This is a genomic window from Dactylosporangium roseum (assembly GCF_025264685.1).
Lineage (GTDB): Bacteria > Actinomycetota > Actinomycetes > Mycobacteriales > Micromonosporaceae > Dactylosporangium > Dactylosporangium roseum.
This window is the reverse complement of record NZ_CP073721.1, coordinates 3,007,026-3,023,924: the sequence shown is the minus strand read 5'-3', so window position 1 is coordinate 3,023,924 and position 16,899 is coordinate 3,007,026. Positions and strand designations below refer to the sequence as shown.

The 16,899-nt window shown below is 73.0% G+C and carries 5 protein-coding genes and 1 pseudogene; 3 read left to right on the top strand and 3 right to left on the bottom strand.

Annotated features, from left to right (window positions below):
• Positions 1 to 3 precede the first annotated feature (3 nt).
• From Drose_RS14405 to Drose_RS14395, 3 genes and pseudogenes are all read right to left on the bottom strand, one after another.
• On the bottom strand, positions 4 to 6,318 hold the full coding sequence (locus tag Drose_RS14405) for a type I polyketide synthase (RefSeq protein ID WP_260728697.1): 6,315 nt from the start codon (positions 6,316 to 6,318) through the stop codon (positions 4 to 6).
• Between the two features lie 222 nt (positions 6,319 to 6,540).
• Positions 6,541 to 13,077: pseudogene (locus tag Drose_RS14400) on the bottom strand (type I polyketide synthase); the annotation flags it as partial.
• 93 nt (positions 13,078 to 13,170) lie between these two features.
• On the bottom strand, positions 13,171 to 13,821 hold the full coding sequence (locus Drose_RS14395; protein ID WP_260728695.1) for a TetR/AcrR family transcriptional regulator: 651 nt from the start codon (positions 13,819 to 13,821) through the stop codon (positions 13,171 to 13,173).
• Between the two features lie 111 nt (positions 13,822 to 13,932).
• Between Drose_RS14395 and Drose_RS14390 the strand changes: the two genes are divergently transcribed.
• The 3 genes from Drose_RS14390 to Drose_RS14380 all read left to right on the top strand — a co-directional run bounded on the left by Drose_RS14390 (position 13,933) and on the right by Drose_RS14380 (position 16,899).
• Entirely contained in the window at positions 13,933 to 14,964 is a 1,032-nt protein-coding gene (locus Drose_RS14390; protein ID WP_260728694.1) for an ATP-binding cassette domain-containing protein, read from the top strand.
• Between the two features lie 41 nt (positions 14,965 to 15,005).
• Positions 15,006 to 15,773 carry an ABC transporter permease gene (locus Drose_RS14385; protein WP_260728693.1) on the top strand — a complete coding sequence of 256 codons (768 nt, stop codon included), beginning with the start codon at positions 15,006 to 15,008 and terminating at the stop codon, positions 15,771 to 15,773.
• 103 nt (positions 15,774 to 15,876) lie between these two features.
• On the top strand, positions 15,877 to 16,899 hold the full coding sequence (locus Drose_RS14380; RefSeq protein WP_260728692.1) for an alpha/beta hydrolase: 1,023 nt from the start codon (positions 15,877 to 15,879) through the stop codon (positions 16,897 to 16,899).

Here is a 16,899-nt window from a genome sequence, read left to right as displayed (position 1 = left end):
AGATCACAAGCCCAGTTCGTTGTCGATGAACTCGAGCAGTTCGCCGGCGTCGGCGTCACGCAGCCGGTCGGCCGCGTCGTCGTCGGTCGGCCGCTCCTTCTTCCACCGGGCGAGCAACGCCTCCAGCCGCGCGGTGACCGCCCCGGCGTCACGCTCATGCGCCGCGGTCAGGGCGTCCTCCAGGTGCGCGAGCTCGTCGGGCGGCTCGTCGGGAGCGGCCACGGTGGCCGGGGCGAGCCGCTCGAGCAGGTGGTCGACAAGCACGGCAACCTCCGGATAGTCGAAGACGAGCGCGGTGTGCAGGCGCAACCCGGTCGCGGCGGCGAGCCGGTTGCGCAGTTCGACCGCCGTGAGGGAATCGAATCCGAGGGACTTGAACGACGCTTCGGCGGCCACGGCGCCGGTGCCGGCGTGGCCCAGTACCGTCGCCGCGTTGCTGCGGACGAGCGAGAGCAGCGCCTTCCTCCGCTCGGGCGCGGCCATGTCCCGCAGCCGCGCCGACCAGTCGCCCTGACGTTGCCGCGGCTTCGCGGGGGTGGCGGCGAAGGAACGCAGCGGAGCGGGCAGCTCACCCGGGCGACCCGCCAGCGCACTCGCGTCGAAGCCGAGGGCGACGACCGAGGGGCGCCCGTCGCGCCGTGCGGCCTCGAAGAGGGCGAGGGCCTCGTCGGTCGGCAGGGCCTTGACGCCCATCCGACCGAACCGCGCCAGATCGGCCTCGGTCAGCTTCCCGGTCAGCCCGCTGATCTCCGCCCACAGCCCCCAGGCGATCGACAGGCCCGGTTGCCCGCCGGCCTGCCGGTGCGCGGCCAGCGCGTCGAGGTAGGCGTTGGCCGCGGCGTAATTGGCCTGCGCGGGCGTGCCCAGCGTGGCGGCGAACGAGGAGAACACGACGAACATGCCCAGCCGCAGCCCGGCCGTGGCCTCGTGCAGGCGGTGCGCCGCCTCGGCCTTGGCGGCCCACACCCTGGCGAGGTGGCCGGGCGTCAGCGACCGGAGCATCGCGTCGTCGAGCGCCCCGGCGGCGTGGACGACGCCGGTCAGCGGATGGTCCGGGTCGGAGGCGACGAGCCGGCGCACGGCGGCGGGGTCGGTGATGTCGGCCGCGACCACGCGGGCTTCGACGCCCAGCTCGGCCAGCCGGCGCACCAGCTCCGCCGCACCGGGCGCGTCCGGGCCGCGCCGGCTGACCAGCAGCAGCCGTCCGGCCTGCCGGGTCCGGGCCAGGTGTCCGGCCACCGCCGATCCGATCGTGCCGGTGCCGCCGGTGATGAGCACGGTGCCGTCCGGGTCCACGCCGGCGGGCACGTCGAGGACCAGCTTGCCCGTGTGGCGGGCCTGGCTCATGAACCGCAGCGCCTCCCGGATCCGGCCCAGCGGCCAGGCGCGGATCGGCAGCGGCTCCAGCCGGCCGTCGGCGAACAGGCCGGCGAGCGTGGCGAGCATCGCACAGACGCGATCCGGCCCGGCGTGGGCGAGCAGGTCGAAGGCGACGTAGGAGATCCCGGGACAGGCTGCCGGGTCGCGGATGTCGGTCTTTCCCACGTCGATGAACCGTCCGCCGGGCCCGAGCAGGCGCAGCGACGCGTCGGTGAGGTCGCCGGTCAGGCTGTTGAGCACCACGTCGACGCCGTGACCGGCGGTGGCCGCGCCGAAGGTCTCCGCGAAGCCCGCGTCGCGTGACGACGCCCGGTGCGCCGCGTCGATCCCCATGCCGTCCAGCACGGCGTGCTTGCCGGGACTCGCGGTCGCGTAGACTTCCGCGCCGAGGTGGCGCGCGATCTGCACGGCCGCCATCCCGACGCCCCCGGTGGCCGCGTGCACCAGGACGCGTTCCCCCGCGCGCAGCCCGGCCAGGTCGACGAGCGCGTACCAGGCGGTGAGGAAGGCGACCGGGGTCGCCGCCGCCCGCCGGAAATCCCACCCGTCCGGTATCGGCGCCACGGTCCGGGCGTCGGCCACGGCGATCGGTCCGAACGCGCCGCCGAACAGTCCCATCACCCGCTCGCCGCGACCGAGCCCGGTCACGCCGGGCCCGACGTCGAGCACCACCCCGGCGCCTTCGCTTCCCGGCTGGGCCTCGGCGTCCGGATACATGCCCAAGCCGATCAGCACGTCGCGGAAGTTCAGGCCGGCGGCATGCACCGCGATGCGGACCTGGCCGGGTTTCAAGGGCTCGAGCACCTCGCGGCAGGCCACCGCGGTCACGTCGTCGAGGGTAGCGTCCGCACCCGCGGCCAGCCGCCAGGCCCGTTCGCCGACCGGCCCGGTCAGCCTCGCCGGTTCGCGGACGGGGGTCAAGCGTGGTACCAGGACCCGGCCGTCGCGGACCGCGACTTGCGGCTCGTCGGCGGCGAGGGCGTACCGGACCGCCACGGTGACGTCGTCCTCGTGCTCGATGTCGGCCAGGATGAACCGGCCTGGATGCTCCGACTGGGCGCTGCGCGTCAGCCCCCACACCGCGCCGCCGCCGAGGTCTGGGTCGTCCGTGGCGACCGCGCCCCGGGTCACCAGCATCAGCCGGCTTTTCCTCCAGCGGGGCTCGGCCAGCCAGTCCTGGAGCAGATCGAGCGCGCGCTGCACGGCGGCGGGTCCGCCGCGGGTGTCCAGGTGTGCCACGGCGACGGGCGGCACCGGTCCGTCGGCGTCCACCGCCTCGATCCGCTTCCAGCCGGCCTCTTCCCGATCCACCTGGCCGGCCACGCCCGCGGCCGGCGCCTGCGGTGTCCACTCGACCGTGAACAGCCCGTCGGGGACGTGCCGCAGCCGGTCGACGCTCGCCGGGCGCAGCGTGATCGACTCGGCGGTCAGCACCGGGGCCCCCGCCGGGTCGGTGACGACGACGCGCACGCCGTCCGCGGACCGCTCGCCGCGGGGCGAGACGCGGACGCGTACCGCCGCCGCGCCGGACGCGTGCAGAGCGACACCGGACCAGCTAAACGGCAGCCGGAGCCGCCCGTCCTCGAGCGGCTCCAGCAACAGGATCGGCTGAAGGGCGGCGTCGAGCAGGGCGGGATGGACGCCGTACCCGCCGGGGTCGCCCGCCGCCTCCGGCAGCCGCACCTCGGCCAGCAGGTCACGACCCTGCCGCCACACCGCCCGGAGGCCGCGGAACATCGGGCCGTAGCCGTAGCCCGCCGCAGCCGCCCTCTCGTAGAAGTCCGCGACAGGCAGCGGTTCGGCGCCGGCGGGCGGCCAGGGTCCCGCTTCGCCCGCATACCCCGACCGCTCGGGGGCGAGGACCGCCGTGGCGTGCAGCACCCACTCGGAGGCGCCGGAGCCCGAGTAGGCCCGCGCCGCGCGGCGGCCGTCGGGGCCGGGAGCATCGACCAGAAGCTGGACGCCGAGCGTGCGGGAACCGGGCAGGAGTACGGGCTGGAGCAGGGTCAGCTCGTCGAGCGTCGCGCAGCCGACCTCGCCGGCCGCCCGCAGCAGCCACTCCGCCAGCGCCGCGCCCGGCAGGATCGCGGCGCCCGCGATCACGTGCTGGGACGCCCAGCCGTCGCGGGCGGCGGAAACCTTGATGGACACCATTCGCCCGCCGTCGGCCAGGGCCGTCGACCCCGGCGCCGACGGGTTGACCGACCGGCCGCCGGCCTGGTCCGGCAGCCAGTACCGCTCGCGCTGGAAGGGGTACGTCGGCAGGTCGGCGAGCCGAGGGGCCGGATCGCGGGGGAACCAGGCGGCCCAGTCCACGCCAGCCCCGGCGGCGTATGCCTCGCCGAGGGAGAGCGCCACCCGGGTGAGGTCGCCCTGACCCCGGCGCAGCGTCGGCACAGCGACGGCGGTGACACCGGCCGCCTCGAACGTCTCCGCCATGCCCACGGTGAGCACCGGATGGGAACTGGCCTCGATGAACAGCCGGTATCCGCCGTCCAGCAGCGACCTGACGGTGTCGGCGAAGCGGACCGGCCGACGCAGGTTGGCGATCCAATAGGCGGCGTCGAGCGTGCGGGTGTCGATTCGGTCGCCGGTGAGGGTCGAGTAGAACGCGACGTCGGACCTCGCCGGCGTGATGCCCGACAGCTTCTCGGCCAGGCGGTCGGCGATCAGGTCGACGTGCGGGCCGTGCGAGGCGTAGTCCACGTCGATCAGCCGCGCCCGCAGCCCCTGGCGTTCCGCCGAGGCGACGACGGCGGCCACCGGTCCCGGTGGGCCGGAGACCACGGTGGAGCGCGGTCCGTTGACCGCGGCGATCGTCACGTCGCCGGTGTCCGGCAGCAAGCGCTCCACGTCATCGGCGCCCACGCCGACGGATGCCATCGCCCCGGTTCCGGACAGCCGCAGCAGCGCCCGGCTCCGGGCCGTCACGATCGTCGCGCCGTCGGCGAGCGAAAGGGCCCCGGCGACGCACGCGGCGGCGATCTCACCTTGGCTGTGCCCGATCACCGCGGCGGGTTTGACGCCGTAGTGCGCCCAGACGGCGGCCAGGCCCACCATGATCGCCCACAGCGCCGGCTGCACCACGTCGACGCGGTCGAAGTCCTTCGCGCCGGGGGAAAGCAGCTCGGTCAGCGACCAGTCCACGTGCTGGGCCAGGGCCTCGTCACACTCGGCGACGCGGGCGGCGAAGACCGGCGAGGCCCGCAGCAGCTCCGCGCCCATGCCGGCCCATTGCGGTCCCTGACCCGGGAACACCAGCACCGCGTCGGACCCCACGACGCGGCCCGATACGACCGCGGGATGCGCCTCGCCCGCCGCGAGCGCCGCCAGCCCGGCCCCCCGGTCGGCATCGACGATCACGGCACGGTGCTCGAAGGCCGACCGGCTGGTCGCCAGCGACCAGCCCACCTCGGTGGCCGTCAGGTCCGGTCCAGCCGCCAGGAGCTCCGCCAGCCGCTGCGCCCGCGCGCACAGCGCCGCCGGGCCACGAGCCGACACCACCCACGGCACGACCGGCAGCTCGGGAAACGGGTGCGCGGGCTCGGGCTCGCCCGGGGCCTCCTCCAGGATCAGGTGCGCGTTCGTACCGGAGATGGCGAATGACGAGACCGCGGCCCGGCGCGGACGGTCGCCGCGTGGCCAGGGCATGGCCTCGGTGAGCAGGCGCACGGCGCCCGAGTCCCAGTCGACGTACGGCGTCGGCTCGTCGACGTTCGTGGCGGGCGCCAGCGTCTCGGCCCGCATCGCCATGACCAGGCCGATCATGGCCGCCGAACCCGCCGCGGCGACGGTGTGGCCGACGTTGGCCTTGCTGGATCGCAGCCAGAGCGGACGGTCCGGCGGCCGGTCCCGTCCATAGGTGGCCAGCAGTGCCTGGGCTTCGATCGGGTCGCCCAGCCGGGTGCCGGTGCCGTGCGCCTCCACGGCGTCCACGTCGGCGGCCGTCAGGCCCGCATTGGCCAGGGCCTGACGGATCACCGCTTCCTGGGCGAGTTCGTTCGGTGCGGTCAGCCCGTTGCTCGCGCCGTCCTGGTTGATCGCCGAGCCGCGGATGACCGCGAGCACCCGCCGTCCGTTGCGACGTGCCGTGGACAGGCGTTCGAGCAGCAGCAGGCCGGCGCCCTCGGCGAACACCGTCCCGTCGGCCGCCGCGGCGAACGGCTTGCACCGGCCGTCGGGCGCCAGGCCGCGCTGCCGGGAGAACTCGGTGAACAGGGCCGGGGTGGACATGACGAGCACGCCGCCCGCGATCGCCAGCGTGCAGTCGTCCTGCCGCAGGGCCTGGCACGCGAGATGGGTGGCGACCAGGGAGGCCGAGCACGCGGTGTCGACGGTCAGCGCCGGGCCCTCGAACCCGAACGTGTAGGCCACGCGGCCGGAGATGACGCTGGTGCTGCGGCCCGTCGTGGCATGGCCCTCGAACCCCTCGGGGATGCCGGGCAGTCCCGACAGGTAGTCCTCGCCCGACATGCCCACATACACGCCCGTACGGGTCCCGCGCAAGGAGAACGGGTCGATCCGCGATCGCTCCAGCAGCTCCCACGACGTCTCCAGCATCACGCGCTGCTGCGGATCCATCACCAGCGCCTCACGCGGGCTGATCCCGAAGAACGCGGCGTCGAACCGGTCGGCGTCCCGGATGAAGCCGCCGCGCCGCTGGTAGCTCGTCCCGTGGTGGTCGGGATCGGCGTCGAACAGCGCGTCCAGGTCCCAGCCGCGGTCGGCCGGGAACGCCGACAGCGCCTCGCCGCCCTCGGCCAGCAGCCGCCACAGCGCCTCGGGAGAGTCGACGCCGCCGGGCAACCGGCAGGCCATGCCCACGATGGCGATCGGCTCTGCGGCGCGCTCCTCCACGTCACGCAGCCGCTGCCTGGTGTGGTGGAGATCGGTCGCGACCCGCTTGAGGTAGTCGACGAGCCGTTCCTCATCCGCCATGGCGGTTCACCATCAGAGCGCTCCGAGTTCGTTGTCGATGAAGTCCAGGACCTGTTCGGCGGAGGCGGACCGCAGCCGGTCCAGCACCTCGACTTCCGCCCCGCCGTCCGGCTCACCACGCGGCGCGCGATCCGCGCCGTCGGCACCGAGGCGCCTCAGCAGTTCGTCCGCCACACCCCGCGGGGTGGGGTGCCCGAAGATCAGCGCGACGGGAAGGGGCAGTCCGGTGGCCGAGACGAGCCGGTCGCGCAGGTCGACGGCCATGACCGAGCCGAGGCCAAGGTCGGTGTACGTGGAGTCGGGTGGCACCTGCGCGGCACCGACGTGGCCGAGCACGGCGGCGGAGTGGCCCCGCACCAGGTCGAGCACGATGCGCTGCCGTTCGCCGGCGGTCTCACCCGCGAGCCGGTGGGCCCAGTCCTCGTGCTGTTCCCGGCCGGCCGACGCGGCGGGCCGACGCGGGAGGGCGACGGCAGTCGTGTCACCGGCCTGACCGGTCGCGGACCGCAGTCGCTGCTTGTCCGCCCGGCGCAGGGTGACCTCCGCGTCCACGACCGGACCGCCGGCCGGGTCGGTGACGGTCAGCCGCACCGGCCGGTCGATTTCGGGGCCGGTCGCCAACAGGCGGACCCGGACCGAGGTCGCGCCCGTGGCCCGCAGCGCCACGTTGTTCCAGGCGAATGGTAGCCAGACCGCCGCGTCGGTGAACCGGCCGGCCAGCAGGGGGTGGAGCGCGGCGTCGAGCAGCGCGGGGTGTACCCCGTACCGGTCGTGGTCGCCGGCGCTCTCGGGCAGCTCGATCTCGGCGAAGATGTCCGAGCCCATCCGCCACATCGTCCGTAGGCCCTGGAAGGCGGGTCCGTAGCCATACCCCGCGGCCACCGCGTCGGCATAGAAGCCGGACAGGTCGACCGGCTCCGCACCGGTGGGCGGCCAGGTATCCGGCGGCGGCCGGTCCGGCTCCGAGGACGGTCCGAGCATCCCGGTGGCGTGGCGAGACCACCCGGCCCCGGCTCGGGAGTACACGCCGACCGGGCGCCGGTCGTCGTCCGCGGCCGCGCCCACCACGACCTGAATCCGCACGCCGCCCGGCTCGGGCACCACCAAGGGCGTGTGCAGGATCAGCTCCTCGACGGCGCCGCAGCCGACCTCGTCGGCGGCCCGGAGGGCCCACTCGAGCTGCGCCGCGCCCGGGACCAGCAGGGTCCCCGCGATCAGGTGATCGGTGAGCCACGGCGGCCGCCGCGGCGTCACCCGGCCGGTGAGCGTGATGCCGTCGCCCTCGGCCGGCTCGATGCCGGCCCCCAGCACGGGGTGTCCGGTCGAGCGCAGGCCCAGGGCGGCCGGGTCGGCGGCCTCGGGCCGGCCGGTCAGCCAGTAGCGCCGGCGCTGGAATGTCGCGGCGGGAAGGCCGATGACCTGCGGTGGCGGCCCGGCCGGCGGAAGGCCGGTCCAGTCGACGTCGATGCCGGCGGTGAACGCCCGGGCCAGCGCCCTGGTCAGCTCTTCCGGGCCGCCTTCGTCGCGGCGGAGGGTCGGCAGGGCGGCGGCCGGAACACCGGCCTCTTCGGCACACTCTTCGATCGCGGCGAGCAGCACGGGGTTGGGGCTGGACTCGACGAACGCCCGGTGTCCGTCGGACAGCAGGGCGGTGACGGCGCCCGCGAAGCGCACGGGCCGGCGCAGGTTGGTCACCCAGTAGCCGGTGTCGAGCCCGGTGGTGTCGATCCTCCGTCCGGTCACGCTGGAGTAGAACGGCACCGTCGCGGCCGTGGGCGCGATGCCCGCCAGCGCCGCGGTCAGCTCCGCGGTGACCTGGTCGACCTGGGGGCCGTGGGAGGCGTAGTCGACGTCGATGAGCCGGGCTCGGATGCCGTTGTCCTGGGCGGCGTTCACGACGGCGGCGACCTGCTCGGGCGGTCCGGAGATGACGGTTGCGGCGGGGCTGTTGACCGCCGCGATCGCCACGTCGGGGGCCTGCCCGGTGAGCCGCACCGCCGCCGCCTCGCCGACCAGCAGCGATGCCATGGCACCGTGCCCCGACAGCCGGCGCAATGCCTTGCTGCGCAACGCCACCACCTTGGCCGCGTCGTCGAGGGTGAGGGCGCCGGCGACGCAGGCGGCGGCGATCTCGCCCTGGGAGTGCCCGACCACCGCCGCGGGCACCACGCCGTGACCGATCCACTCGGCGGCCAGCGCGACCATCACCGCCCATAGGGCCGGTTGCACCACGTCGACCCGGGACAACCGGGCCCCGTCCCCGCGCAGCACCTCGGTCAACGACCAGTCCACGTATGGGGTCAGGGCCTGCTCGCACTCGGCGATCCGGGCCGCGAACGGGGATGAGGACCGCAGCAGCCGCGCCCCCATCCCGGCCCACTGCGACCCCTGGCCGGGAAACACCAGCACCGGTGCCGTGGGGTTGGCCGCCGCGCCGATCAGCACGTCGGGGTCGGGCACGCCGTCCGCCAGCGCCGTCACGCCGTCGAGCAGGCGGTCCCGGTCACGCCCGACCACGGCGGCGCGGTGCTCGAGCACCGATCGGGTCCTGATCAGCGACGACTCGACCGCCGCCGGCGTCAGCTCCGGGTTGGCCGCCAGGTGCTCGGCGAGCACGCGAGCCTGCGCGCGCAGCGCCTCCGGTGACTTCGCCGACAGTACCCACACGCCGGCCGACGACGCCACGCCGCTGTGCTCCGGTGCCTGTTCGAGGATGAGGTGGGCGTTGGTGCCGGAGATGCCGAACGAGGAGATCCCGGCCCGCCGCGGGCGATCCACCCGCGGCCACCGCCGCGCCTCGGTCAGCAACCGCACCGCACCCGCGGACCAGTCCACATGCGGACTCGGCGCATCCACATGCAGCGTGGCCGGCAACCTCCCCCACCGCATCGCCATCACCATCTTGATCACCCCAGCGACACCGGCCGCAGCCTGCGTATGCCCGATATTCGACTTGATCGAACCAAGCCACAACGGCGCGCCACCCGACCGGTCCTGCCCATACGTACTCAGCAGAGCGTTCGCCTCGATCGGATCACCCAACGTCGTACCGGTCCCATGCGCCTCGACCACATCAACCTCCGCCGGCGACAACCGCGCATTCGCCAACGCCTGACGGATGACACGTTCCTGGGCAGGACCGTTCGGAGCGGTCAAGCCATTGCTGGCCCCGTCCTGGTTGACCGCCGACCCACGCACCACCGCCAGAACCCGATGACCAAGACGCCGCGCATCGGACAACCGCTCCAACACCACCACACCGACCCCCTCGGCCCAGCCCGTACCATCGGCCGACGCCGCGAACGCCTTGCACCGCCCGTCACCGGCCAACCCCCGCTGCCGCGAGAACTCCACGAACATCCCCGGTGTGGCCATCACGGTCACCCCGCCGGCCAGCGCGAGCGTGCACTCCCCCTGCCGCAGCGCCTGACCCGCCAGATGCATCGCCACCAGCGACGACGAGCACGCCGTGTCCACCGTCAACGCCGGACCCTCGAAGCCGAACGTGTATGCCAGCCGGCCCGCCATCACGCTGGGAGTCGTGCCGGTCAGCCGGTGGCCGTCGAGATCATCCGCTGCCTCGTGCATGCGCGGGCCGTAGTCCTGCGCGGTCGCTCCGACGTAGACAGCGGTCGGGGTGCCGCGCAGCGTCGCCGGGGCGATACCCGACCGCTCCAACGCCTGCCACGCCGTCTCCAACAGCAACCGCTGCTGCGGGTCCATCGCCAACGCCTCACGCGGGCTGACACCGAAGAACCCGGCGTCGAACTGATCCGCGTCGTGCAGAAACCCGCCCGCACGCACATGACCGCACTCATCCCATTCCCGGCCGCGGTTGCTCGGGAACTCCCCCACCGCGTCGACGCCACCGGCCACCAGGTCCCACAGGCCCTCCGGCGAGTCAACCCCGCCCGGGTACCGGCACGCCATCCCCACGATCGCCACCGGCTCGTCGCCACCGGCGATCCGCCGGTCAGGCGCGGCCGTTCGCCGACCGAGCATCAGCTCGCGCAGATGCGCGACGACGTCGTTCGGCGTGGGGTAGTCGAAGACGAGCGAGCTACGCAGCGGCAGCCCGGTCGCCCGGCCGAGCCGCTGCGACAGCTCGGTGCCGCCGACGGAGTCGAAGCCGAGCTGCTTGAAGGTCAGGCCGGGGTCGATGGCGGCGGGGTCGGCGTGCCCGAGGACCAGGGCGGCCTGCGCGCGCACCGTCTCCGTCAACGCCTGGTCCCGGTCGGCCGCGCCCAGTCCGGCCAGGCGCTGGACGAACGACGACTCCACGAACGACGACTCCACGAACGACGACTCCACGAGCGCCGGCGCCGGGCTGGGCGCGGTATCGGGCCAATGCCGGCGGCGCTGGAAGGCGTAGGTCGGCAGGCCGACCCGCCGAGCACCGCGTCCCGCGAACACCTGTTCCCAGTCCAGCTCGGTACCGTGCGCGTAGACCCGGGCCATGGCCTCGGCGAACGCGGCCGTCTCGGACCGGCCGTCGGGCAACGCCGCCAGTGCGACCGGGTCGGGACGACCGGGCGCCTCACGCCCGGCCAGCCACTCGTTCGCCAGGGTGGTGAGCCGCGCGTCCGGACCGAGCTCCAGAAACGTGGCGACGTCGCAGTCGCACAGCAGGCGCAGTCCGGACTGGAGCCGCCCGGGCCGGCGGCCCTGCTCGATCCAGTAAGCCGGGTCGACGAACTGCTCGGCGGCGGCAAGCCGGCCGGTCAGGCCGGAGACCACCGGGATGGCCGGCTCCGCGAACGACAGCCGGGACACGACGGCGCGAAGCTCCTCGATCGCCGCATCGGCCCGCGGCGCCGCGATCAGGCGGCTCCGCGCCAGGACGAGCGCGCACGCGTCCGGAAGCGACAGGACCCGGGCGGCATGGAGGGCAGCCACCTCGCCGGTCGCGTGGCCGAGCACGAAGTCCGCGGCGACTCCCCAGGACTCGGCGAGCCGGTACAGCGCCACGTCGATGGCGAAGGCCGCTGCCTGGGCAAACGGCGCCGGGCCGAGCAGCGACCAGACCTCGTCGAACGCTCCGGCGAACCGCGGGTGGGCCGCGTACAGGCCGCGGCCAGTGGTCTCGCGCTGCGCTGCGTGGCCGCCGAACAGCAAGGCCAGGCCGCCTTCAGCCACCCGGCCACCGACCGACCCGGCCACGTCGGCGCCGCGCTCCAGGGCTGCCAGCCGGGCGAGGCGCTCCTCGGTGTTCCGGCCGAAGACCACGGCCCGGTGGGCGAACGCGCAGCGCGTGACGCCGAGCGAGTACCCGATGTCGGCGTGGTCGGCGTCCGGATGTGCCCCGAGGTGGCGGCGCAGCCGTCCGGCCTGCGCGGCCAGCGCCTCGGGGCTCGGCCCGGAGAGGGGCCAGGGGATGTCGGCGGTGGACTGTCGCGCGGTACCGACGCCGTCCGGTCGGTCGCCGGGCGGCGGCGCGGGCGCCTGACCGAGCACGACGTGGCAGTTGGTTCCGCCCATGCCGAACGAGCTGACGCCCGCGAGCAGCGGCCGGTCCGGCCGGGGCCACGGGGCTAGCCGGTCGTGGACCCTGAGCCCGAGGCTTTGCAGCGGGATGCGCGGATTCGGTTCGCTGAAGTTCAGGCTCGGCGGCAGTTCGCCGTGCCTCATGCTCAGCACGGTCTTGATCAGCCCGGCGATGCCGCCGGCCGCTTCGAGGTGCCCGATGTTCGTCTTGACCGAGCCCACCGGGAGCGGCCGGCCACCGGCGCGGCCCGTCCCGGTGACCGCGCCGAGCGCGGCCGCTTCCACCGGATCGCCCACCGGCGTGCCGGTGCCGTGCAGCTCCACGTACTGGACGTCCGCCGGCGCCACACCGGCGGCCCGATACGCCTGGCGCAGCACGTTCTCCTGCCCCGCGGCGCTGGGCGCGGTGAGCCCGTCCGTGCTTCCGTCGTTGTTCACGGCGCTGCCGAGGATCACGCAATGGACGGGGTCGCCGTCGCGCAGCGCCGCGGTCAGCGGCTTGAGCAGGACCGCTCCCCCGCCCTCGCCACGCACGAAGCCGTTGGCCCGGGCGTCGAAGGTGTAGCACCGGCCGTCGGGCGACAGTGCGCCGAGCTGGGCGGTCAGCTCCATGCTGTCCTCGGCGAGGATGAGGTTGACTCCCGCGGCCAGCGCGAGCGAGCATTCGCCGCGGCGCAGGCTTTCGCAGGCGGCGTGCACCGCGACCAGCGAGGATGACTGGCCGGTGTCGATGCTCAGGCTCGGCCCGTTCAGGTCGTAGCTGTAAGACACACGGTTGGCGATGATGCCGCGATGCACACCGGTCATGACGTGGCGGTTGCTCGCGGTCACACCGGACCGGCGCAGCACGGCGGCGTAGTCGTCCCAAATGGCACCCACGAAGACCCCGGTGGGGCTGCCCGCGACCGACGGCGGCCGGATTCCCGCGTCCTCGAGTGCCTCCCAGGTCAGCTCCAGCATCAGCCGCTGCTGCGGATCCATGGCCACCGCCTCGCGCGGTGAGATACCGAAAAACTCCGCGTCGAACGACGCCACGTCGTCGAGGAACCCGCCGGGCCAGGGCCGCGACGCCTGCCGGTCGGCGGGTATCGTCGCGATCGCGCTCGCACCGCCACGCAGCAACCGCCAGAAGGCGGCCGGGTCAGGGGCCTGCGGCAGCCGGCAGGCAAGGCCGATGACCGCGACCGGTGTGGCGGCCACCGACGCGTCCCGCGTTGCCGCCCCAGCCGCCGCACGACGTCGACGGCTGAGCAGCGGATGATCCTGGGTAGCCATCCGGCACTCCTGCGTGGAATTCGCCTTCGCTTCGGTAGCCGCAAGCGTCGATTCCCGCGCTAAAGGCGCGCCAACCCCCGGATGGCCCCTTGGTCAGGCGTCCGGCTCCTCCATTCCGCGTCGCAGCGCGCCGGCTCCATCCGCGCTGATGACCGGATGCGTCGTGATGTCGAGCATGGCCAGCACGACGCGCCGGTCACCCTCGGGCGAGAAGATGTCGGCGCCGATGCTCCGCGAGATGTGGGCCTGGAACGCGGGGATGCCCAACTCCATCGCGACCATGAGCGCCGCGCGGGTCCTCAGGTCGGCGGTCGGCGGGCTGGGGCGCCGCTTGTCGGCCTCGCCCAGCACCTGCTCGGTCATCGCCACCATCTGGTCGAAGATCTCCCCGGCGCCGTCGAAGTCGTCGATCAACGCGCGGGCGAGGTAGCGCCCGAAGGGAAGCAGTGGGGTCCGGGCCTCCTTGAGGGTCCGGGGGTCGCTCAGCCCCTCCTCGGTCATCGCCAGCTCTAGGTATTCGCGCATCGCCTGCAGCACGTAGGCGTCACACGCCCGGCCCAACTCCTCCTTGGAACCGAAGTGGTGGCGCACCAGCCCCTGCGACACGCCGGCGGCGAGGGCGATCTCCCGGATCGTGGCTCGGGCGAACCCGTACTCCGTGAAGTACCGCAGCGCCGCGTCCCTGATCCGAGCCCGAGCGGTCAGATCCTCGTTGGCCACGCCACGGGAGTTGGTGATCCTCATCGCATTTACCACTTTCGTTATACTGCTATCGTGCCGCAAGAAGCTGTCGCTAAGTACTAGGATACTATCCGCGTGGATAGCCACTCCTCCGACCGAAGGGAGCACGGCGGAATGACGGATCCCATCATCACGGCGCGTGATCTCGTCAAACGATTCGGCAAGAACACGGCACTCGACGGCGTCTCGCTCAACGTCGAGAAGGGAACGGTCCTCGGCCTGCTCGGACCCAACGGCGCCGGCAAGACCACGGCGATCCGGGTACTCACCACACTGATCAAGCCCGACAGCGGCCACGCAAGCGTCGGAGGGTTCGACGTGGCCACCGAAAGTCAGCGGGTCCGTTCGCTCATCGGCCTGGCGGGTCAGTATGCGGCGGTGGACGAGGTCCTCACCGGCCGGGAGAACCTGGAGCTGTTCGGGCTCTGGTACCACCTGCCGAAGAAGGAGTACCGGCTTCGCGCACAGGAGATGCTGGAGCGGCTCTCGCTCACCGACGCGGCCGACCGCCAGGTCAAGACCTACTCGGGCGGCATGCGCCGGCGTCTCGACGTCGGAGCCAGCCTGATCGCGGACCCGCCCATCATGTTCCTCGACGAGCCGACCACCGGTCTCGACCCGCGCAGCCGCAACGAGCTCTGGCAGTTCATCCGGGAGCGGGTGGAGGCCGGCACGACGGTCCTGCTCACCACGCAGTACATGGAGGAGGCGGAGCACCTCGCCAACCGGATCGTCGTCATCAACAAGGGAAAGCTGATCGCCGACGGAACAGCCGACCAGTTGAAGAGGCAGACGGGCGGCTCCACGCTCGAGATCCGCGTGGCCGACCGGCGCGACGTCGGACGCGCCGCGGCCCTGCTCGCCGAGGCCGGCGTGGCAGCACCGCGCACCGACCCGGAGCAGGGGCTGGTCAGCATCCCCGCCGCGAGGGGTGTCGACCTGCTGCTCGAAACCGGGCGCCGCCTGAAGGAGGCCAGGATCGCCGTCGACGACCTCGGCACCCGCCGGCCGACGCTCGACGAGGTCTTCCTCGCCCTCACCGGCGGCGAGACACCGAACCACCCTGACTCACCAGACGACCCAGGCTCCCCGGGCGACCCGGGACCACTGAGCCACGCCGCATCGGAGCCGGAGGGCACTCGATGACCGATCTCCGCATCCCCCAGCCGCGAATGGTGGCGCCAAGAGTGACGCCCCTGCTCGCTCTGCGGGACTTCAACGGCGTCGCCAAGCGCAACCTGTTGCGGTCCGTGCGCACGCCACAGATGATCCTCTATCTGGTACAGCCGGTCATGATGCTCATCCTGTTCCGATACATGTTCGGCGGTGCGATCAAGGTCTCGGGCACCACCTACGTCAACTTCGTAGTGCCCGCGATCTTCCTGCTCGCCGGCCTCATCGGCGCCATGACCTCGGCCATCGGGATCGCCGACGACCTCAAGAGCGGAATGATCGACCGTTTCCGCAGCATGCCCATGTCCCGCTCGGCCTTCCTCGCGGGCCGGTCGCTCACCGACCTCATCAAGAGCATCATCACCCTGGCGGTCCTGGTGGGTCTCGGCGTCGCCGTCGGGTTCCGCTTCCACGCCGGCGTCGGTCCGGTGCTGCTCGGCTTGCTGCTGGTCCTCGCGTTCGGGTATGCCTTCAGTTGGGTGATGGCGGCGATCGGGCTCTCGTCCAAAGACCCGGAGAGCGCGCAGAACGCGGCCACCGGTCCGGTCTTCCTCCTGCTGTTCGCGAGCAACGCCATCGTGCCCGCCGAGACGTTGCCCGGCTGGCTCCAGGGGTTCGCCAGGAACCAGCCGCTGGGCGTGACCACCTCGGCCGTCCGGGCGCTCTTCGAGGGCCACGACGCGGCCAACTACGTCTGGCCGTCGCTGGGCTGGTCCGTCGGGATCACGGCGGTCTTCTTCGCGATCTCCCTCGCCCTCTACCAGAAGGCGACGGCGCACTGACCCTCGACAAGCCGCTCGTCATCGCCACCCCGGTCACCGCGGCCGGGGTGGCGGATTGCGGATAGGGGTATCGCCGGCGGGCGGCCACCATTCACAATGCCTCATGACAGCCATACTCCGTACCGGTCGTGCCGCTCTCACGATCGCGCTCACCTGCGTAACGCTGCTGTTCGGCATGGCGCAGCCGGCGAACGCCAGAGCCACACGGACCTGCTCGAGCTATTCGCTCCCCGTTCGCATCGCCGATCCGGGGCCGGCCGACCAGACCCTGTGGGGGCAGTTGTGCTACCCGGGCACCGTCCGGCCCCGGATCGTGCAGCTACTGGTGCACGGGGCCACGTACAACCATCTCTACTGGGACTTCCCGGCCGGGAACGGCTACTACTCCTACGTGAACGCCGCGACCGCCGCGGGGTACGCCACCTTCAACGTCGACCGCATCGGCGCCGGCAACAGCTCCCATCCGTCGAGCGACCGCCTCACCATGCAGGCGTACGCCGTCGCGATGCACGACGCCGTCACCGCGCTGCGCTCGGGCAGCCTGGACGGCCACGCCTTCTCCGGCGTCGTCTGGGTCGGGCACTCCATGGGGGCGGCCCTCGCCTGGTACGAGATCCCGCGCTACCACGACGTGGACGCCGCGATCCTGACCAGCGCCCTGCACGGGACGCCCAACCCCGAGGGCATCGCCATCTTCTATCCGGCCACGTCGGACCCGAAGTTCGCCGGCTCGGGACTCGACGCCGGCTACATCACGACGCAGCCGGGCCAACGCGGCTACTTCTACGACCCGGCCACGACGGCTCCGGCCGTGCTCACCGTCGACGAGGCCAACAAGGACGTAGTCGCGGTCGCGCCCAGTGCCGCCCCGGCGACACCATACGACATCACGGTGCCGGTCCTGCTGGTCGACGGGGCGACGGATCGCGCCCAGTGCCCGGCGGCCACGGAGTACGACTGCACCGACCAGGCCAGTGTCCTGGCATATGAGTCCCAGTTCTACCTGCCCCAGGCCCACCTCGAGGTGCACATGATCCCGCACACCGGCCACAACGTCGCCCTGTCCACCACGGCATCGGTGGCCGACGCCGTCATGCTCGCCTGGATCCGGTCGCACGTGAGCTGA

What these genes read in the sequence shown, in the direction of transcription:
- Drose_RS14405 (WP_260728697.1), bottom strand. Translation starts at nt 6,318, where the DNA reads ATGGCGGATGAGGAACGGCTCGTCGACTACCTCAAGCGGGTCGCGACC.
- Drose_RS14395 (WP_260728695.1), bottom strand. Translation starts at nt 13,821, where the DNA reads ATGAGGATCACCAACTCCCGTGGCGTGGCCAACGAGGATCTGACCGCT.
- Drose_RS14390 (WP_260728694.1), top strand. Translation starts at nt 13,933, where the DNA reads ATGACGGATCCCATCATCACGGCGCGTGATCTCGTCAAACGATTCGGC.
- Drose_RS14380 (WP_260728692.1), top strand. Translation starts at nt 15,877, where the DNA reads ATGACAGCCATACTCCGTACCGGTCGTGCCGCTCTCACGATCGCGCTC.